This window comes from Limibacterium fermenti, from assembly GCF_041902845.1.
Lineage (GTDB): Bacteria > Bacteroidota > Bacteroidia > Bacteroidales > Dysgonomonadaceae > Limibacterium > Limibacterium fermenti.
The window spans coordinates 661610-683095 of record NZ_CP159486.1 but is presented as its reverse complement, the minus strand read 5'-3'; the positions used below and the strand labels follow the sequence as shown (position 1 = coordinate 683095).

The following is a 21486-nucleotide window of genomic DNA, read 5'->3' as shown; positions in this document are numbered from 1 at the left end:
CAGTTTCTGACCCTCCAATAAAAACTTAACAAAAATGTAACCGCATCGTAACGGGTCTGTAACAAAAATACAAGACCTTTGTGCCGAAAACCGAAATGAATATAAATTAAAAATATTGGAGTTTGTGATAAATAAGACCTCTTTATCAAAGTTATTGATAACTTTTTTGTTTTTCCTGGGTTTATCCAATGCCGTTTTGGCACAACACGGCACGATAAAAGGAAAGATTACGGATGCCAAAACCAAAGAAGCTCTTATCGGCGCTTCGGTACTGATTGAAGGAACGACCAACGGCGCAGCGGCCGACCTCGATGGGGGGTTCGTTATAGCGAATATCTCTCCCGGAAATTACATCCTCAAAGCCACGTACATAGGATACACCTCGTTTGTCATAGAGAATGTATTGGTGGAAGACGGCAAAGAAACCATCCTCCATTTGGAAATGCAGACCGACGATATCGGCCTCGATGAAGTGGTGGTGGTCGCCACCCCCAGAAAAGAATCCGAACGCATTCTGCTGATGGACCAGAAAGGCGCAACCGTCATCCGCGAAAGCGTGGGAGCGAAACAACTCTCCATGCAAGGGGTATCGGATGCGGCAACGGCCACCGGCAAAATCACGGGCGTAGTGCGCAGCGAGACTTCCGGCGACGTGTACGTGAGAGGGTTGGGCGACCGGTACCTGTCGACCACAATGAACGGCTTGCCTATTCCATCGGATGACGTGGATAAGAAAAATATCGACTTGGGACTTTTCGACACGAGTGTCATTCAAAATATCGGTATCAGCAAAACGTATGATCCCGAAAGTTATATCGACCAAACAGCCGGAAATATAAACATCGTCTCGAAAGAGTTTATCGAGCAGTTCTCCATCGGCTTGCAGGGAGGATTCAATTCGAGTGTAAACCCCAACAATGTGTTTGGCAACTTCAAGGCATCGCCCAATTTAGCGAACTCGACAGCTACGTTCTACAGCCGGAAATACAATCTATTGGATGCGATGACCCGACAGAGCTGGGATCCCGCAAAAGGAAACGCACCGTTGGACTATGGCATCTCGACGATTGGAGGATATGAGTTCAAGTTATTCGAAAATCCGTTATCTCTTTTCTATACGCTTTCTTATAAAAAAGATTACAATTATACCCAAGGCGTATACCGGCGTTTCAACTCAAACGTCCTTTATTCGGAGTTTCTCGATACCGAATCATGGACATCCAACGAAACGCTCACGGGCCTTGTGAACCTCGCCTACCGGTTTCATCAAAATCATAAGATAAACTATAACTTTTTGCTTGTCGGTAAGCTCAGGGATAATGTTTACGAGCAGGGACGGAATGGCGAAGGATACAAACTGGATATGGACGAAATATCCAACTCCTTTTTTGCCCGCGACATGAATCTGAAAACGACTCAGCTCATGGTGAACCAACTTCTCGGCAACCATCGTATAGCCGACAACCAAACGTTGCAATGGGGTTTGGGATACAACACCGTGGCGGCCGACGAACCGAACCGTATAAGAAACTATACCGGTTTTCACAATAACGGATTGTATTTCTCCTACCGGATTGCCGACTTCGAGAATCGCAAATCGAGCCAGGAGATCGATGACAATGAAATAAACGGCTATCTAAAAGACCGCATCGCCTTTAGAGTAAAAGACAATGACTGGCATGCGAATATCGGCGTAAACTACCGCCATAAAACCCGCGATTTCCATTCGCAATTTGTAGGAGCCGATTTACGCGGTACGACGACCCAGGCGGCGGATGTCGATAATCTAAGCGGTATTTTCACCTCCGAATCCTTTACTGCGGATAAAATAAAAACGTTGCCCGAAGACGTATATAATGCCTCGTTATCGGCTTTGGCGGGTTTTGTCAGCTTAGAATTCGACTTCGGCAAACTCGACGGGAACGCTGCGTTACGTTACGAGCGGAATACAATCGAAGTGGATTGGGATATCAATAACGACGACCCGTTGCGGGAGCCGAGTATCAGCCGCACGTATAATGAACTCTATCCCAGTATCAATTTAAAATATGAACTCACCGACCGGCATAACCTCCGTTTGTCCGCGAGCAAGACGCTCACCCTACCCGAGTTCAAGGAAATCGCCCCTTTCGCTTATACATCTCCCAACAGTACCCTGATACAAGGGACTCCCGAATTGAAGGCTTCCGAAAATTACAATCTGGATGCGAAATGGGAATATTATAAGTCGAACGATGAGTTGATTTCCGTAGCCGCCTTCTACAAAAACATTCAAGACCCTATCAATATAACGTCTTTGACCGGAGGAGCCGGCTACCTGATCTATGCCAATACGGGGGAAGAAGCCAACGTCTTCGGCATTGAAGCGGAGGCGCGCCTCAACCTTTACAAGAGCGACAATAACGAATTGCGGCTCATCCTTAACGGTACGCGGATGTGGCTCAAACAGGATCTTTTGGAAGGATATCGATACAAAGATAAAACGACCTCGGGATTACAAGGCGCTTCGGAGTTTATTACGAACGCCTCGTTGCAATACGAGAATAAGAAGCATCGTTGGCAGGCTAGCATCTCGGGCAATTATTCTTCCGATAAAATTTATGCGCTCGGAAGTCCTAAAGACGCGACGAACAGGACGATTTACTATAACGACGAAATTATCGAAAAGGGTTTTGCCACGCTGGACGCGGTGATAAGCAAAGACATCACCGATCGCCTATCGATCAAACTTTTGGGTAGGAACTTATTGAATCCCCAGATTGAATTGACCCAGAATGTAAAAGATCTCAATACGGAACAGGAAACGAACTACATCGTCGATTCCTATAAAAAAGGCATTAAATTACAGTTATCCGTAAATTATACATTTTAGTAACGATTTTAATAGTAGCAACATTTAAAATGAAAACAATGAAGAAAAATCTTTTATTATTAGGTATTTTCCTAATGACTTTGACTCCATTCTTAACAGGATGCGACAAAGAAGAACCACTACCGGAAAAAAAGCCGGTAATCGAACTGATTGAAAGAGGAGAACTAAAGGGCACGCTCGACGAGAACTATACGCTGAGCGCTTCTACGAATTATCAATTGACCGGATCGTTTATCGTGAACGAAGGGGCAACGCTCACCATTCCTGCCGGCACACGCATTACCGCCACAGCCGCTGCCGGAAATGCAACCGAAACGTACATCGCGGTAATGCGGGGCGCCAGAATTAACGTGCAAGGTACGGCTGACGCTCCCGTCATCATGACGTCGACTCAGGGAAAAGCCGGCGATTGGGGCGGACTGACCCTTTGCGGAAAGGCAACCACCACCGCCGGAGCCGATGCTACGGCTGAAGTCGGTAATTTTAAATACGGCGGTACGGAAGATGCCGACAACTCGGGCGCGATCTCTTACCTGGTCATTAAAGGCTCGGGCGCTAAAATCAATTCCGAATCGGAATATAACGGATTGACGCTCTATTCGGTAGGATCGGGAACGAAAGTCTCTAACGTAGCGGTCATCAATGGGGCCGACGATGGCGTGGAATTCTTCGGCGGAACGGTTTCCGTAGAGAACCTTTATCTCGAAAATAACGAAGATGACGCGATCGACTGGACAGAAGGTTGGAACGGAACCGTTAAAAACGCGTATGTAAAACATACCATTAAAGGTTTCTCGACCGTAGTGGAAGCCGACGGGAAGAATAACAATCCGAAAATTGAAAACCTGACGGCGGTTTCGACCGAAAACGGTACGGCATTGCAATTCAAAAAACAATCCGGCGCCACCATTACCGGCCTTTCGCTCATCGGATACACCAAAATAGTGGATATGGTTGACGGTGGGCCGCTGGCCAACGTTAAAATCAATGGTGAAACAGCGAGTCTCGACAAAGCGTACGATGGCCCGGCAACCGTCGATCCTTCTTCCTGGAAATGGGCCGACGCGAACGCTATCGAAGTGGTAGAATTAAAAGGCGAAGTAACGGCTAACACGACATTAGATGCAACGAAAGCGTACCGGCTGACCGGCGCCTATATTGTGAACAATGGGGCGACCCTTACCATTCCGGCGGGAACACGCATCTTGGCGGTAGCGGCCGAAGGCAAGCAAACCGAAACCTATATTGCGGTGATGCAAGGCGCTAAAATCAACATTCAAGGAACCGCCGAGAACCCGGTTATCATGACTTCCCCGAATGCTAAACCGCAAGATTGGGGAGGATTGACCATCTGTGGAAATGCCACCACTACCGCCGGAGTAAACGCAACAGCCGAAGTGGGCGATTTTAAATACGGCGGTACGAATGATAAAGATAATTCCGGTTCCATCTCGTATTTGGTCATTAAAGGATCAGGGGCGAGAATCAATACCGAATCAGAATATAACGGATTGACGCTCTATGCCGTAGGATCGCAAACAAAGGTCTCGAACGTTGCCATCATTAACGGAGCCGACGATGGCGTGGAATTCTTCGGAGGAACGGTTTCGGTAGAAAACCTTTATCTCGAAAATAACGAAGACGATTCGATCGACTGGACGGAAGGTTGGAACGGAACCGTTAAGAATGCGTATGTCGTACATACGATCGACGGATTCTCCACAGTCGTTGAAGCGGACGGGGTCAATAACAATCCGAAAATCGAAAACTTAACGGCTATCAATACCAACGCATCCAAAACCGGAACGGCTCTTCAATTCAAGAAACAATCCGGAGGAACATTTACGAACGTGTATCTCGAAGGATACTCTAAGTTAGTAGATATGCCTAACAACGGTCCGTTGGCAAATATCCTCATAGAAGGAAAAACGGCTACCCTTACAGGCCCTTATCAAACAGGCAAACTGGATATCGGTACTTGGTCTTGGTTTAAATAATTTTACAACTGTGTTTCTAAAAAAGTATCCCTCGTTCAAAGGGATACTTTTTTAGCATTAAGATAGTTATATCTGTTTTTTTCTTATCTTTGTTTTTAAACAATAATACAGAATCATTTATCTCTTTACTTTTTTAACGATATGAAAAATAAACTATTCCTTAGTATTATCTGCATCGCATCCGGACTGTTTACCTATGCGCAGGATCAAGTGAAGCAAACTCCTACGGTATATTACAGCGGAGGATTTTATTATAGAGACAAGGCTCAAAATGATTTTTATACCGGTGATTACCGGGAATACTACGACAACGGAACGCTACGTCTGGAAATTCAAATTAAAGAGGGCGTCCCCGAAGGAACCTATGTCATCTATTTTGAAAACCGTAAACCCAAAGAAATCCGTTCTTATCAAAACGGCAAGCTGCATGGGCTATGGAGAATGTACGATATCTCCGGACAACTGCTGTCGGAAGCCGAATATAAAGACAACAAGAAACATGGAACCTGGCGCATTTGGGACGAATTGGGTACGCAGCGCTATGAGATGCATTATTTCGAAGGCAAAAAAACCGGCCTCTGGAAAATGTGGAATGAAAACGGAGAACTAAGCGAAGAAAGAAGATTTTAGATCGACTTAGAAACGGTTTTGAATTTTCCGAATGAGCTGATTTTGTTTAGAATCTGTTTAAATTTCTTTCGCGATTCAAAAAGAATTATTTTTTAGCAGTGTTCTTTCTCGTTTTGGCGATAATAGCGGGCTATTTGAGCCAAATAAGAGGAAGAAGAATACAAAAAAGAAACTTTTTGAAGGCGAAGAATAGTTTAATTACAGTCTTCGTAAGAAATTTAAACAGTTTCTTAGTCTTTTATGCTGTTTCTTAAAATCTTCACAAAATCTTAACCGAAATGTAACAGCTTTGTCAAAAGAAAGCGGCACCTTTGTCTTGTAATTTATTTTCAATAAAGGCAGACATCAATTATGAAAGCATTTTTAGTACTTACGGTAGCGGTATTCCTTTCCTTTCCGGCTATTTTAGCTGCGGATAATAAGGATAACAAGAAAGAGTCTGACGCCGTTGCAACGATTGAAGCGGTGAAGACGGTGCAAATCTCCGGCTCTGTTATCGACAACGAAAGCAACGAAGCATTAGCGGGAGCAACGATTTATGTAAACGGTCAGAAATATTATTCTGATTTAGACGGGAACTTCAACCTTTCGAATATCCAGCCCGGTAAACATCAAATACGGGTGGAATTGATTTCCTACGAAATATCCGAAACGGAAGTAGACATCCAAGACAATCAGAAATTGGCCATTGCCCTGAGTCAAAAGTAACAGAGCGCATTTCGGTAAAACCGAACGATGCGGAAAAAGGTATTGCTCCGGTCTACTTATTCAAGTATGCCGGAGTTTTTTTCTTTCGGAAGTCGCCGATGAAAATCGTAACAAACACTTCATTAAAAAGTAATGGATTTGTAACAATAATTATAGACCTTTGCATGATCAAACAATATTCATTTGGTTCAAAAATAGCAAAAATCAATTTTTCATTAACTCTCTATGGGTCTTTGTCGAAGGTATAGATGTGAATCTGTACCTTTTTTTCATGTTCTTCGCACCGATTTCAATTTACACTAAGAGTCATCAGCCCATCCTTCGGAACCATTTCAAAAGAAAAACCAATAGAAATAATTCTATTTGTCATTATTTTTGTATTTTTGCATTCCATTTTGAAACAAACAAGATCACATAAGAATAAATTATTATTTCAATGAAATCATCAAACATTATCGATTTAATTAAAAGACGTTTTCCCAACGAACCCGAATATCATCAGGCTGTACAGGAAGTAGTAGAATCTATTGAGGATGTATATAACGAGCATCCCGAGTTTGAAAAAGCCAATCTTTTGGAAAGGCTTGTCATCCCTGACAAAATTCACTCCTTTCGGGTGACATGGATGGATGATAACGGAAATGTGCAGACGAATATGGGTTATCGTGTGCAACACAATAATGCGATCGGCCCTTATAAAGGGGGAGTCCGGTTTCATGCATCGGTAAATTTGTCGATTCTAAAGTTCTTGGCGTTCGAACAGACCTTCAAGAATGCCCTCACCACCCTGCCGATGGGCGGCGCCAAGGGGGGAGCGGATTTCTCGCCCCGGGGAAAATCGGATGCGGAGATCATGCGCTTCTGCCAGGCTTTTGTAGAAGGTGTGTGGAAAGTCATCGGCCCCGATACCGATGTTCCGGCGGGCGATATAGGTGTCGGCGGACGGGAAGTAGGCTATATGTTTGGGAAGTACAAAAAGTTAGCGGGCGAGTTTACCGGTACCTTTACCGGCAAAGGCCGTGAGTTCGGAGGATCTCTCATTCGTCCGGAAGCGACCGGTTACGGAAACGTGTATTTCCTGCAACAAATGCTTGCAACCAAAAATATCACACTCGCCGGTAAGCGTTGTCTCGTTTCCGGATCGGGAAATGTGGCGCAATACACGTGCGAAAAATTAATCGAACTGGGAGCCATTCCGGTCACATTATCGGACTCCGACGGATATATTTACGACCCCGATGGAATTACAGCCGAAAAGTTGCAGTTTGTGATGGAGTTGAAAAACCTTTATCGCGGGCGCATTCGCGAATATGCCGAAGAGTTCGGATGTAAGTATGTTCCGGGCGAAAGGCCTTGGAGCGAGAAAGCCGATATCGCATTGCCCTCGGCCACACAAAATGAAATTAGCGGAGACGATGCCCGCCGACTGATGCAAAACGGCATCATTGCCGTTTCCGAAGGAGCGAATATGCCCAGCACCCCCGAAGCTATCGAAATATTTCAGCAACATAAGATTTTGTATGCTCCCGGTAAAGCCGCAAATGCGGGAGGAGTATCGGTGTCGGGATTAGAAATGACTCAAAACTCGGAGCGCTATAGCTGGACCGCCGAGCAAGTCGATGAGAAACTGAAATGGATCATGTCCAATATCCACGAAAACTGCGTGAAGTACGGTACGGAAAGCGATGGATATGTCAACTATGTGAAAGGCGCAAACATAGCGGGATTTATGAAAGTTGCCAAAGCGATGATGTCTCAGGGAATTTTGTAATTTTCCTGGAGTGTGAAAGACGAAAAAGAGCATACACCCATTCATCATGCGGTCTTTCGTTTTGAAGATCGAATGAATGGAGTGCATATTAATTTTTTTGTTTCTGATATTTACACTATTTTTGCACCCTGAACAGTCAATCAGGGGTCCGGTAGCTCAGCTGGATAGAGCAACAGCCTTCTAAGCTGTGGGTCAAGAGTTCGAATCTCTTCCGGATCACTTAAAAAAACAAAGCACTTATCGATACTTTTCGATAAGTGCTTTTATTTTAAGAACACATAAGTCACACAACTCTTACCGATAGACTTTGATAGAAAGGGAAGGTGTCAAAAGACCATCATTCCCTTAAAACGGATTTTTGAGGACTCCTTCCGGCATCATAGAACAACCTCCGGTACGACTTTTCCGTCGAAGAGATTGATCGTGCGGCGGGCGTATCCGGCATCGTGCTGACTGTGCGTTACCATGACAATAGTCGTCCCGTCACGATTGAGTTCGGTAAGAAGGCTCATCACTTCGGCGCCGTTTTTGCTATCGAGATTCCCGGTCGGTTCGTCGGCAAGTATCAGCTTCGGGTGAGCGACTACCGCACGGGCTATCGCGACGCGTTGCTGTTGTCCGCCGGAAAGTTGCTGCGGAAAATGCTTCTCGCGATGCGCAATGGCCATGCGATCCATGGCTTCCTTTACCCTTTCGCGGCGTTCGGAAGCGGGAATGCGCATATACAACAACGGCAACTCGATGTTCTCATACACATTCAGTTCGTCGATCAGATTGAAACTCTGGAAGACAAATCCGATCACGCCTTTGCGAAGCGACGTACGCTCATTTTCTTTCAGTTTCGACACCTCTTTCCCGTTCAGGAAATACTGCCCGGAAGTAGGATTGTCCAACAACCCGAGGATATTCAGCAACGTGGACTTACCGCATCCCGACGGGCCCATTACCGCGACAAACTCGCCTTCTGCAATCTCGATATTCACGTCGGCCAACGCCCACGTTTCCACTTCTTCCGTACGGAAGATCTTTTGTAAATTTACTGTTTTAATCATTTTCCCAATTTTTAATGATGAATTATCTGTTTATTATGAATGATGAATTTATTCCGATTTAACGACTTCCGCCGGATTATCACGGGCGGCTTTTCTTACCTGCTGCGCCACCGCTATCAGAACAATAACAAGGGTTATCAGGAAGACCGATAGAAATACCCACCCGCTCAACGCCACGTGATACGCATACGTCTCCAACCACTTATGCAGGAAATAATAGCCGGCAGGAAGCGCTACGGCATTGCCCGCCACATTGAGCCACAGATATTTTCTGAAAAACAATTGCAAGATATCGCCAAACTTAGAGCCGTTGATTTTTCGTATGGCAATCTCTTTTTTGCGTTGTTCGGTAGAAAGAGCGACTAACGAATAAATCCCGACAGACGAAATCAGGATGCAGATAACCGCCAGCGTCAGGAAGATGCGCGACATCTTTATCTCCGAAGCATTCAACTCTTCCATGATATCCGGTAAATAACGGATTTGCTCTCCCGGCGCCACTTCTCCTTTTTCGTAATCGGTATATAATTGGCGGGCATAAGTCAATGCACGTTCTTCCTGTTCCGGTCGTATTTTGATATAAATATACGGCGTCGTCATATACATTTCGGCCTTTTCTTTTTGTGAAAGAACGGTAAAAAACACTTTATCGAGCGGGTACTGCAACGGGCAATAATGATAATCCGACAGGATGCCGGCGATGCGGAAAGCCTCTTGGCTTTTCTTTCCATCCAGATGGATTGTCCCGAGAAGATCATCATCGATGCCGGCCATTTTCGCCCCCGTTTCGTTGACGACATATTCCTTCACCGCCGATGCGGGATCGAGCCAGCGGCCTGATTTCATCCGTATGCCGAAGAAGTGCCGGAAGTTCGAATCGACGGCCAGCACGTTATCATCCACCGTCCCCTCTTTTTCACGATGAATATCCAGATCGGTGATATAACTGCAATAAAAATCTCCTATAGAAGAGAGCACAGGGATGGTCATCGAGGTCACCTCTTCGATATACGGCGACTGTTTCAAGGCGGCGACATAGCGGTTTAAATCTTTTTCATAAGCCGCTTGGAAACCGGTATTGATCTGCCAGATACGATCCGTGACCAATCCCTTGTCGGACGTCTGCGTAAACCGGTATTGCTGATAAAAAACAATGGCTGCGACCAAAAAAAGCGATCCGACCATGATTTGTCCGGCAATAAGGATATCTTTCCAAATGCCGGAAGAGGCCGAAGGGTTCGTTTTCACCAATAGCCGTACCGGAAGCATCGCCGCCGACAGGAAGAGGATGCACGAAAGCGGATACAGGATCAGGGCGGCCTTCATCAAGCGGGCTTTCGGTAAATGATGCACAAATTGATCGAAAATACCGTAATGCTCCAGCGCCGTATAATCGCGATAAAAAGGATAGAGCCATTCGAGCAACACCATCGACAGCACAAAAGCCAGGAATAAAGGCAATAACAACTCCCATAGATACCGGTATGCCAGATCGCGAGCGGAAGCGCCCATCGTCCTGAAAGTACCGTTGTAACGGCTTTTACGCTGTTGCCGCGCAATAAACAACGACAGCAGGTTCATCAGGGCGCTGGCAAACGCCAGCAATCCGGCCACCGCCAGTATGCGGATGTTCCGGAAGCGGGTATTCAATTCGGGGGAACAAATGATATGTACCTCAGGCAACGCGCGCAAATGGATATGCCAGTCGGAATAGGTATATACTTTATCGTTTTCCACCTTCATTTTATAGCCATCGATCTTTTTCTTCAACGCGGCTATATTCACCTGCGGCTTTACCCGCACGTAGGTCTCCAGACGGCGGTTGAAGCCATCATATCCGGGAGGCGCGAGAAGCAGATAATTGAATTTCAACTCCGTGTTGGCGGGATAGTCTTTCATTACGCCCACAATAGTAAACACGGTTTCACGATAGGCCTTGTACAACTCGCCCACACAATCGGTACGGCCGAAAAGATGCAGGGCCATACTTTCGGTAAGGATCACCGATTGCCGGTCATAGGCATTGCCTTTATAAGTACCGCTTATCAACTCGCAGGTAAAGAAATCGAAAAAAGAAGAATCGACCTGCAAGCCCATCCATGAGCGCTCTTTTCCTTCGGCGCCATAGGAGACCAAGTCGATGACACAACTCGCTTCGATTTCGGGAAAGGCCTTCAAATCGTCCTTCGCAGACTGATGCAGTTGGTTCAATTCGGTATAACTGCCGTCGACAGGCTTGTTGATGCCGCCGGTGGTCACCGCGTAAGTGCGTTTCCAGTCGGGGTGGAAGGTATCGAACGAATGCTCCCACTGATACCAATATCCGCCCAAAACGAACGCCGTGAAGCCGATGGCCAACCCCAAGACGCTGATGATGCTTTGGGTTTTGTATTTGAGAATGTTCCTCCAGGCTATTTTTAAATAATGTCCGATCATGCTTGTCAATGATGAGTGATGAGTGATGAGTGATGAGCTATGAGCTATGAATGATGAATTTATTCCGATTTAACGACTTCCGCCGGATTTTCGCCCGCCGCCTTTAATACCCGGAACAGGATGCTGCCGAAAACAATGAGCGCGATCAATAAAAAGACTCCCGCAAACAACCACCATTCCAGCGCGATGCGGCGGGTGTATTGTTCGAGCCACCGCTGCATAATGAGCGCTCCTACCGGAAAGGCAATGATACACGACAGTACCGTGATGAAAGCGTACTGTTTAAAAAACATCGCAAGGATTTCTTTCGCCCGCGCACCGTTCACTTTCCGGATAGCAATCTCCTTGCGCCGTTGATTGCATGAGAGCGTGATCATCGAATAAATGCCGAACACGGCGATCAGGATGGCGACGCCCGTCATGATGCTTAGCAAAATCAACAAGTAGCGCTCGGATCGGGTGTACTCTTTATACACTTCATCCATATCATAAAAGCCGATTTTATTATAGACGAAATTGTCTTTTCCCCGTGCAAGCTCTTCCAAAAGTTCTTGCACTCTTGCACCAGATCCTTCAGCATATCGATAGACAATCGTATTTTTATCTTCATAACTATATCTGTTATTTATTGTAGAATAGTAAAGCGTCGGAAACACAGGAACTAAAGGCGAGTCGATATATAAATCAGGAATCACTCCGACAATTATCCGTATTTCATCCAGTTTTTTACCGATCGGGCTTTCTTTGCCAAACAATTTTCTTGCCGTCTGATTCATCACGCACACATTTACTTCCTCTTCCTTTATAGCTCTGCCCTCCAAAACTTTAATATGAAAAAAATCAAAGAAACCGGGAGTCTCCACAGGAAACACTTCGAATTCCTGTTCTCGTTCGTCGGGCGTTCCCTTATTCAACCGAAAACTCATGCGCGAACTGATTGTCCGGGGTAAAAACGTAACCGGAAAATAGATGGCATCTTCTACGCCTGCTATACTCTTGACTTCCGACAGAGAAACAGGTTCACGCAACAATCTCATATCCATATGCACAACACGATGCCTGTCAAAGCCCGCATCAGATTGATTTAAAAACAAATATTGAGAAAGGAATATCGATGTAGCGAATATCAATAATGTTCCTATTATCAGTTGTATGCCGATAGTTGTTGCCGTAAAGCCGTTTTTAATAATGCCGTCGTGCGGTGCAGGTTGAATGTTTTCATGGACGCCTTTTCTCATAAAATAAATCATCGGGACTAAAGAGACAAGAGCGGAAAGGAGTACCAATCCTCCGGCATACAAAAATATCTCTCGGATAAAATACGTTTTGAAAGCCTCTATCTGTGATAATTTTATGAAAGAATGGGACAATAGTTCGCTGAGTATTCCGCCAACGAACAACGACAGAAGCAGTATGAATAGAAACTCACAAAAAAGCAGCAGGATTAATTGTTTGTGACTCGCACCGTTCACTTGACGAAGAGCCAGTACCCGGCTTCGTATTTTGATGCGATTCACAAACAACATCAGATAATTAAACAAACTGCACAAAATCACCAATAACGACATGGCTGCAAATATCCGCAAATGTTCGAATTGGATATTGGCTTTTTCGTTAGGCATGATATAATGTACTTTCCGTAAGGGAATCAGTTTATAAGACATGATATCCTGCATGGAATCTTCCACCTGAATACTATCTAACTTTTGCTGCAACAGGTTTATATCGGTTTGTGGATATACGCGAATATACGCCGATTTAGAGTAGAAAGCCCATGGAGAATGCTTTTCCGAGGGCATTTTATAAGGCCTGATGTTTATGATTTCGTATGCAACATTGCTATGCTTGTTTTTTTCAGGAATGATTTTATAATCCATCAATAGACTGTCCGGCGTTCCTCTATCTTTTAATTTGTCATAGAATGAGGACGTAATCAGCGATATTCCATTTTCCGGCAAAGGGTCAGGAAATTGCATCTTCACTTCAGGATAGAAAACCTTAAAAAAGGATGTATCGGTTTGTAAAGAAAAAGAAGAAACAAGAGAATCCCTCATGAAATATTCATTTGTGCCAACCATTGTTGCCGCTTCAATTTCGGGGAAATGACTTTTCAGATAATTACCCAACGGATCAGGTACCTGTTTCCCCAATCCTCCAATCTCCTTTTCATTGACTATTGCCACTCGATAGATCCTGTCCGCATCGGGGTTATGGCTGTCATAGCTCATTTCGTAGCGGATCCACGACAGGGTGAACGAGAACGCCGTGAAGCCGATGGCCAACCCCATAACGCTGATGATGCTTTGGGTTTTGTATTTGAGGATGTTCCTCCAGGCTATTTTTAAATAATGCAAGATCATAATGAGGAATGATGATTCTCAACAACTATCAGGAAATGATACGTATTGCCGGGTTCATATTAAAGGGCGTTATTATTCGTTCAATAATTTATCGATCGCAGCATTCAACCGTTCCGTATCGGAAGGATTGGGCGCATGAAAATCGGCGATATGGCCGTTCTTATCAATCAAAATATACTTGGGAATGGCAACGACATTGTAGGCGGCATCGGCTTCTCCCCGGGCATCGTATAATTGCAACCAAAGAGGGGTATCCTTCGCCAACGCATTCAACCACGCCTCCTTTCCGTCTTTCACATCGATGCCGATTATCGCCAGCCTTTCGTCATCGCGATACTTTTCATAAAGCCGCTTCATGGCCGGTACTTCTGCCCGGCACGGCCCACACCAACTCGCCCAAAAATCCAAATAAACAACCCTGCCTTTGAAATCGGAGAGGGTGTATTTTTCGCCCGCATCGCTGAGCAGCGTAAATGCCGGCGCCGGCTGTCCTTTCTGCGTCCGGTAAAGCGACTGTTCCTTCTGCGCCAGCTCGTCCTGAACGGTTTCTTTGTAATAAGGTTGACCGAAGGAGGCCAGATAAGGCCGGAAAGCCTCCCTGTTTTTATTCAACTGCGAAAAATCGTCGCTCGAATAACGGATCCTCGACAACATCTTCCTAAAAAGAGTATAATCCCGTATTTTCCCTTTCAGGACGGCATCCGTCTTTTTCAGAGAGTAAAAAGGATCGCGGCGCAGCGTGGAATCCTTGTGATAATCTTGTTCCATAAGATATTCCAGATAATTAGGAACAAACCATTCCTTATAATGATCCGATACAAAACAAGCTTCGTTGTTGATATCTTTCAACAGCCGCGCATCCACATGGCAGGCGATAAAGCGGCGGGCGCTGTCGGCATCGAGGCGGTTGATTTGTGTAAAGACGAATTTCATATACGCGTTTAAGAAGAGATTATCCAGCCGCGTCATTTCAGCGAAACAGGAAAAATACGGATCGCCGCCGGGGTCACGGCCGAAAGCCACCTGATAAATAGAATCGGTAAGCTGTTGTTCGCGTTGCAGATAGGTAAAGAAATCATCTTCCTTCAACGTGTACCATTCGGATGAGTCGTTACGGGCGATGCGTTCGGCTGTAAGAAGTCGTCCGTAACGGTTGCTTTCACTGCCTTTCCCTGTAATCTTCACCGTTTTGAGCAAGGTACGAAAATCGCGCGCATTGCCCGTAATAGTCAGTTCATATCCGGGAGCGACATAAAGGTCGTTCAATTGAATTTGGTTTCTTTGGATATTCGTTTTCTGCGGACGGGCGATCCGGTGAGTCTTCAGATAAAACCTCCCCTCGGCGTCCAACCGGATGGTATCGACAACACCCTTACCGGGAATATCTTGGAAGAAAATATACAACTCGCGTTCGGGACAATCGGCAAACTGTCCCTGTAAAACAAGGGGAGGCGGCTGCTGCGGCCAAACGTTCGTCGCGACCATCGCCATCACAAGCGCTAAAAAAATAAATCTTCTCATTTGCTTATTTGCTTATTTGCTTATTTACTCATTTGCTTATTTGCTCATTTGCTCATTTGCTCATTTTCAAATTATCATATTTGTATCGGAGACGGGGGCAGTTCCCTTCGAAAGGGAAGGAAACCGCACGAGGTTGCTCCTCTCACCGGCTATTTATACTCATTCGGACAACTCTTATTTTTTGTCGGATTCATTGTCTATCCTTATCTTCTTATTGTAAAATCATAATCAACAATTCACTATCAGCCAAGTCGTCATACAGTTCCTTTAGCTTTTCCTGTTGCGCCGCCGGGTATGATGCGAAACCGGGAGAATCGATCATCTCTTTTAATCGGATTTTAGTGTAAGAAACATATAACTTGTCTTGGTAAACCCTCATATTTTCAGCCAATACGGGGATGGCTCCGGGCACGCTGTTTTTTAACGTGAACACTTCAGGAAATACGGCGGATGGAATGGAATATCTTTTTTGACTCTTCTTGTCGTAATAGGAATAGAAAAATTTCACGGAGCCATTCTTCCTGTTGTTGGGAGAATCATAGTTTTCCGTATGAATAGTAAAAAGGAAATCATCCGTTTCCAATATCGTGTTGATAAATATTTTCCCTTCTTTATTTCCCCTGAGGGCGGTTTGCACATCCGGCTTTTTGCTTCCCGTATTAAAAATAAATGCCGGAGTAAGCCTATTTACACTTACCCGATAAATGGTATCGTTGTAAGCCTGACGCATGGTAAGGCGGTCGTTGTAATAGTAGAAATCGCTCGTTTCGGGGTTCGTGCCCATGCCTTTGTCGGATGTCGGCAAGGAGTTATAATTCATAAAACGGCATAACGTATCGCCTTTGATATCGAACGAATGCATCATGGAATAGCGGTGTGGAATGTAAGCATTATACATAAATCCTACGTATGTGTCGGGCGAAAGCAGCATGGGAAGCCCAAAGGAGGCCGGCCGCGTTAAATAATTTTTTCGCAAAGCAATATTGTGGAAATGGAACAGCGCCTGCCCATCCATCAACTTTACCGTAAGGCAATTATCTTCCAACATAGAAAAACTATAAATCTGATCGGTAGCGGCATTCCATGTAATGAACACGCGATTGTTATTCCTATCGTATCTCGGCAAATCTCTTTTGGCGACAATAGTATAACTATAATTCCCTTGCCGGTCGTAACAATGATAACCGAAAAAAGAATCCCCGGCGACTATTTTATCTCCGCTCAAAAAGACCGATGAATTGAAGCCCCGGCCACTCGACATTCCTCCTCCTTCATAACTATACTCAAAACGGGCATTCCCTAAAAACCCGATTCCCTTTTCCGCCAGCGGATGCTTCAATTTTATATATTCGGCTTTCGTGTAATATCGGCTTAAATCCAGTTCTTTCTTTTCCGCCTCCGTTTGGAGGCCGATCACGACCGGAGGATGCTGAGGATCGGCTCTCCGGGACTCTTTAAATTTTATCCCCGCGTGAGGGATAATGGTATCCAACGTTTCTTCCGTCGCATACCGTTCTTCCAGTTTGACCGTATCTTCTTTCCGGTCGCCCAACGTTTGTTTCTTCTCTTTGCAGGAAAACGATAACAGGCATGCAATTCCTATCAATACATATATCTTTTTCATAACTTTTCTATTTATTCTGCCCGTAACGATGCGACCGGGTTCTTTTGCGCGGTCAGAAACACCTGTATGCAGATCACAAGAAGCGTGATGAGCATAATCAACAAGGGGATGGCGATAAATATCCATCCCGTCAAAGAAGTACGGTACACATACCCTTGCAACCACTTGTTCAATACCAGGTAACACAGCGGGATGGAAATGGCCGATACCACTGCTGCCACTTTCAGGATATCCCGTGAAAACAGTCTCACGATATGCCTTATCTTTGCGCCGTTTATGCGCCGGACGGCAATTTCTTTGGTACGTTTTTCTATCATGAACGACAGGATGCTGACGATTCCCATCAATACCAATAGAAATGAAATGACCGAAAAGGCCGATAAGACGCCGGCGGTACGCAATTCCACTTCATACATCTCCCGGTATTCGTCTTCCACCGTATGGTAGATAACCGGCTGGTCTACATAATCGGGTTTCATTTCCTTATATTTCGCTAAGATATAATCGAGCGTCGCCTTTTTATCTCTTCCGGTTGTTTTGACATATACGTTAAAACTCGCTTCGGGATTAAAACTAAGGATAAGGGGACTGATAGGTTCCCTCAACGGCTTGAAGTTAAAGTCCTTCACTACGCCGATGATTTTCCCTTTATATCCCCCTCCGTAATAAACCGTTAACCCGATAGGATTATCGACTCCCATCAGTTTTTTAAACGACTCGTTAATGACGAGGCCGAACGAACTTTCATCCCAATCGCCCCACCATTTCAAACCGGGCGGGATAAATTGTCCTTGTATGACCTGAAGTCCGAACGTGTTGGCATAGTTATGGTCACAAAAAATCTGTGTGAAAGGCATCTCTTTCGTGCCTTCCTTGCTGCCCGTCCAACTTATGCCACTGTGATTATACGAACTGTTATACGGCGCCGACAAAGCGATAGAGGCATCTACGACATTGGGGTTTTCCTTCTTTATGACCTGTATGAAATCTTCGGCCCCATACCACAACGAGGTTTCCAACACAATGATATTCTTCCTGTCCACACCCGTTTCGGCATTAAAAACCGCATTGATTTGTTTATAGATAAATACGGTACAGATCAGTACTGAAACGGAAAGGAAAAACTGCACGCCGACAAGCGCTTTCCTTAATCCGTTTTTAGAACCGGTCTTCGATCCGCCTTTCATAATCAGCATCGGCGAGAAAGACGACAGGTAAAAAGCCGCATACCCGCCCGAAAGTACCGTCACCGCCAGGCAAGTAAGGATAGCAATAAGGATGGTTCCGAAATCGAATTTCAATGCAATGCGGGTGCCCATGATCTCGCTGAAAGAAGGGAACAACAGTTCAACCAATATCAGCGAAATAAGCAGCGCGATGAACGATAAAATAAACGATTCCAATAAAAACCGCGCTACCAATTGCTTGCGATCGGACCCGAAGACTTTACGAACGCCTACTTCTTTCATCCGGTTCAACGAACGGGCAACCGAGGTATTGATATAATTAATGACCGCAATCAACAGGATCAGCAACACGGCTACCGAAAAGAAATAGATTTGCGCCGGGCTTCCGAAGCTGTGGTCGGTTACTTCCTTCGGCGAGTGAAGATGCATATCGCGGATAGGTTGCAACTTGAGGGTGTTTTTTGTTTCCCTCGTCGTCGACAAAAAATTCTTTATCTGTTTTTCAAAGTCGGGAGTTATTTTGGCCCCTCGTTTCAACTTGATATAATGCACTCCCCCATAGAATTTTTCGTCCCGGAGAGTAAGGACATCAAATGTGACATGACTGTTTTCCGGCATTTTTACCACAGCCGAGATGGTGTAGTTGAAATCACCTTTTTTCCCGAATTGAAGCGTTTTACCTATCGCCTGTTCGTTACCGAAGAATTTCCGGGCCGCTTCTTCCGAGATAATGCTCCCGTGGCTTTCGACAACGCTCTCAGGCGAGCCTTCCACATACTCATAGGCAAACATCCGTAAGAATTCTTCATTGGTAGAAAGGACTTTTGCCATGATTCCATCTCCTTCCCTGCCTTCTATTGTAAGAGGCAATTCCTCCCAACTTGTAAAAGTCGAATATTCGATTTGCGGAAAAGTATTTTTCAATTGAGTATCTATGGCAGGGCGGACGGTTGCTTTGTAATGCAGTCCGTCGGTGCGGTTTTCCTCTTCCATTATCCTGTAAATACGCTCCGATCCGGGATAGCATTTTTCGTAACTGAGTTCAAAGCGTATCCAAAAGAGGAGCAGGAAACAACAGGCTATGGCAATCGATAAACCGATAATATTTACCGTCGAATAACCCTTATCTTTCAGGATATTCCTCCATGCTGTTTTTAAATAATGTACGAACATATCGATTTGTTTTTTTCACATATCCGTTAAACGGCGCGAAGCCGTTTAACGGAAGCGGGGACTATTCTCCCAACACTTTTTTCAATTCCTTTTTCATCTCGTCCACACCGGGGAAGCCGACGGAATGGAACGTCTGATTCCCCTCCTTATCCAACACGATATAGGTCGGTACACCTTCAGCCTTCAACGTCCGGCCAAGATACCCCCAGTTGGCATCGCTCATGCGGTAATGATAACCCTTCAGGTCGGGAATCATATTCCGCCACGTGTCCTCGGGAGAATTATCGCCCGCCAGATACACGTACACCAGTCCGCTGTCGGCCAGTTGCGCCTTTAACGGCGCCATCTCTTTGTTCGCCATCCGGCACGGGCCGCACCACGTCGCCCAGATATCCACCAGCACCGCTTTTCCCTTAAACGGCTTCATCATTTCGGTGAAAAGGTTTTCATCCGCCGCCGCAGGCATATCGAGGATGGTATAGCCCGTTTTCTTTTTGTTTTCTTCAATCACAGCCAGCAGCTTATCGTTTTGAAGCAACAGTTCTTCACGGATAATCGCCGGGAAATCGGACAAGGTCGCTTTTTGCTCGTCGGTCAGCGGATAGAAATCCACCATTTTACGACTTAGGGCGTTGGCTTTTACCAAATCCAACAGAAAACAGTCGTTCGTGTTCCAGACTTTGGAAAGGAACTGTGCTCCCATCTGTTTTTGCATGATTGCCATTTGATCGTCGGAGGTCAGGTATTTATTGACTACCAAGGCAAGCGAATCGATATGCGGAAACACTTCGCCTTTCTTTTTTATAGAGAGATAGGAGTCTACCAGGTTTTTCTCATCCTTCGTCAAGCGCTTATCGGCGGCAAGCTGGCTGAACAAAGCCGTATCGTCCCTTTTGGCAGGCCCGGCATAATTCAACATCATCGGTATCTGCCCGATGCTTGCCGTCATCAGCACTTCGGGAGCATCACACGAGGCAAGCCGGTAAAAGTCATCGAAATTATCGGGCTTTACAGGCATCTTCATCGCTTGAAACGCGTTGCGGTAATCGATCTTATTCTTCTCCGCATACGCTTGGACGAGTATCGACTCCATCGAAAACAGATTCCGGAATAAATCGGAGAACAATTCCGAAGAGGCAATTTTTTTGGCCAAAGGAGACACCGCCAACGAATCGTTGTGTTGCAACGCAGAATGATACAGATTGATGTTGTAATTGTAATACCGTTCCCCATCCAAGCCGACGACATCATTCATAAAAGACTTTCCCGCCAGCACGGTTTTCAGATGACCGTCACTTAACTCATTATTCAGCGCCGCGAAATATCCGCCGAAATAAGAAGTTTTTCCGTATGGCGTATCGTCTTTATGCAAACGCCCTTTCGCCCGGTTGATTTCGGGCAGGTTGATCAGGACTTTCGTTTCTTTTCCGGGCGCGACCGCTATCGGGACATCCGTCAGTCTTGCGGCGCCTAAGGCCAGCGTAATGCGGGCGGGGCTAAGTAATTCGACTTCTCCGCGAAACGTACCGTCGGCTTTCACCTGTACGGATGTCTTTTTTTCCTGCCCCGACACCGGATTGATATATAAAAAATGAAACTCCTCTTTTATTTGAGGCCCATATCCTAACAGTCTGCCGCTCACAACGGCTTTTCCTTTCTGCCAGGCAACCGGTATGCCGGTGTCCTGTTTAGACAGTTGCCGGTATTCTTGAGGAATTTGGGGCAAGGGGATGCGTTTGTTCACCAAATCGACGCCCCATATCTTAAAGCAATTGTCGCAATCGCTCTCGATGAAGTCGAACGTTTGCGTGTTTTGCGGCAGCGGCTCGAACACCAGCTTAAACGACGCCTCGCCCGAAGCGGGCATCCAGAACAGCGAGTCGAGGTCGATGCCTTCGCCGCGGCGGACAGCGTACTTTTTGCCGTCGGCTTGCAGGTAACTGTCCGAAGCGATTTTAATCCACCATCCCGGCCGGAAGAAAGCATCGATATCGAGCACCGTCGCCGTGTCGGCCAGCGTCGCCCGCCGGATTTCCACAGAAGTGGTGTTGCTATGCACGCTCGGCGGCAGCGCCACCTCGCGTTGTTGTGCGAATGCGCCCATCGTCAGAGCGACAAGCAGTAGGGTAAAAGTTGTTTTTGTTTTCATATCAAT

12 protein-coding genes and 1 tRNA gene are annotated in these 21486 nt (G+C 45.7%); 6 read left to right on the top strand and 7 right to left on the bottom strand.

All coding sequences use genetic code 11. The features are described 5' to 3' along the window. Positions 1–124: 124 nt before the first annotated feature. The 6 genes from ABNK31_RS03085 (at position 125) to ABNK31_RS03060 (ending at position 8197) form a co-directional block, all read left to right on the top strand. The gene (locus tag ABNK31_RS03085; RefSeq protein ID WP_418894270.1) at positions 125–2872 is read left to right on the top strand and encodes a TonB-dependent receptor domain-containing protein; all 2748 of its coding nucleotides are present in this window, start codon (positions 125–127) and stop codon (positions 2870–2872) included. Positions 2873–2910: 38 nt separating this feature from the next. Beyond that, positions 2911–4869 carry a hypothetical protein gene (locus ABNK31_RS03080; RefSeq protein ID WP_418894269.1) on the top strand — a complete coding sequence of 653 codons (1959 nt, stop codon included), beginning with the start codon at positions 2911–2913 and terminating at the stop codon, positions 4867–4869. Between the two features lie 141 nt (positions 4870–5010). Then, complete coding sequence (locus tag ABNK31_RS03075) at positions 5011–5499, top strand: toxin-antitoxin system YwqK family antitoxin (protein ID WP_418894268.1); 489 nt, start codon at positions 5011–5013, stop codon at positions 5497–5499. 351 nt (positions 5500–5850) lie between these two features. Further along, complete coding sequence (locus ABNK31_RS03070) at positions 5851–6207, top strand: carboxypeptidase-like regulatory domain-containing protein (RefSeq protein WP_418894267.1); 357 nt, start codon at positions 5851–5853, stop codon at positions 6205–6207. 436 nt (positions 6208–6643) lie between these two features. Further along, on the top strand, positions 6644–7978 hold the full coding sequence (locus ABNK31_RS03065; RefSeq protein WP_418894266.1) for an NADP-specific glutamate dehydrogenase: 1335 nt from the start codon (positions 6644–6646) through the stop codon (positions 7976–7978). A gap of 145 nt (positions 7979–8123) precedes the next feature. Beyond that, positions 8124–8197 (top strand) — tRNA-Arg (locus ABNK31_RS03060). 158 nt (positions 8198–8355) lie between these two features. On the opposite strand, the gene ABNK31_RS03055 is transcribed toward ABNK31_RS03060, so the two are convergent. From ABNK31_RS03055 to ABNK31_RS03025, 7 genes are all read right to left on the bottom strand, one after another. Then, entirely contained in the window at positions 8356–9030 is a 675-nt protein-coding gene (locus tag ABNK31_RS03055; RefSeq protein ID WP_418894265.1) for an ABC transporter ATP-binding protein, read from the bottom strand. 48 nt (positions 9031–9078) lie between these two features. Further along, entirely contained in the window at positions 9079–11466 is a 2388-nt protein-coding gene (locus ABNK31_RS03050; protein ID WP_418894264.1) for an ABC transporter permease, read from the bottom strand. A gap of 59 nt (positions 11467–11525) precedes the next feature. Beyond that, positions 11526–13826 (bottom strand): ABC transporter permease, encoded by a 2301-nt coding sequence (locus tag ABNK31_RS03045; protein ID WP_418894263.1) that lies wholly within the window; start codon positions 13824–13826, stop codon positions 11526–11528. 72 nt (positions 13827–13898) lie between these two features. After that, entirely contained in the window at positions 13899–15347 is a 1449-nt protein-coding gene (locus ABNK31_RS03040; protein WP_418894262.1) for a TlpA family protein disulfide reductase, read from the bottom strand. Positions 15348–15558: 211 nt separating this feature from the next. After that, entirely contained in the window at positions 15559–16971 is a 1413-nt protein-coding gene (locus tag ABNK31_RS03035; protein WP_418894261.1) for a DUF4933 domain-containing protein, read from the bottom strand. 11 nt (positions 16972–16982) lie between these two features. After that, positions 16983–19331 (bottom strand): FtsX-like permease family protein, encoded by a 2349-nt coding sequence (locus tag ABNK31_RS03030; RefSeq protein ID WP_418894260.1) that lies wholly within the window; start codon positions 19329–19331, stop codon positions 16983–16985. Between the two features lie 61 nt (positions 19332–19392). Next, a complete protein-coding gene (locus ABNK31_RS03025) occupies positions 19393–21480 on the bottom strand; it encodes a TlpA family protein disulfide reductase (protein ID WP_418894259.1) in 2088 nt (695 codons plus the stop codon). Positions 21481–21486: the final 6 nt, after the last annotated feature.

Coding starts and splice junctions, on each gene's coding strand:
- ABNK31_RS03080 (WP_418894269.1), top strand. CDS start 2,911: ATGAAGAAAAATCTTTTATTATTAGGTATTTTCCTAATGACTTTGACT.
- ABNK31_RS03075 (WP_418894268.1), top strand. CDS start 5,011: ATGAAAAATAAACTATTCCTTAGTATTATCTGCATCGCATCCGGACTG.
- ABNK31_RS03070 (WP_418894267.1), top strand. CDS start 5,851: ATGAAAGCATTTTTAGTACTTACGGTAGCGGTATTCCTTTCCTTTCCG.
- ABNK31_RS03065 (WP_418894266.1), top strand. CDS start 6,644: ATGAAATCATCAAACATTATCGATTTAATTAAAAGACGTTTTCCCAAC.
- ABNK31_RS03055 (WP_418894265.1), bottom strand. CDS start 9,030: ATGATTAAAACAGTAAATTTACAAAAGATCTTCCGTACGGAAGAAGTG.
- ABNK31_RS03050 (WP_418894264.1), bottom strand. CDS start 11,466: ATGATCGGACATTATTTAAAAATAGCCTGGAGGAACATTCTCAAATAC.
- ABNK31_RS03045 (WP_418894263.1), bottom strand. CDS start 13,826: ATGATCTTGCATTATTTAAAAATAGCCTGGAGGAACATCCTCAAATAC.
- ABNK31_RS03040 (WP_418894262.1), bottom strand. CDS start 15,347: ATGAGAAGATTTATTTTTTTAGCGCTTGTGATGGCGATGGTCGCGACG.
- ABNK31_RS03035 (WP_418894261.1), bottom strand. CDS start 16,971: ATGAAAAAGATATATGTATTGATAGGAATTGCATGCCTGTTATCGTTT.
- ABNK31_RS03030 (WP_418894260.1), bottom strand. CDS start 19,331: ATGTTCGTACATTATTTAAAAACAGCATGGAGGAATATCCTGAAAGAT.
- ABNK31_RS03025 (WP_418894259.1), bottom strand. CDS start 21,480: ATGAAAACAAAAACAACTTTTACCCTACTGCTTGTCGCTCTGACGATG.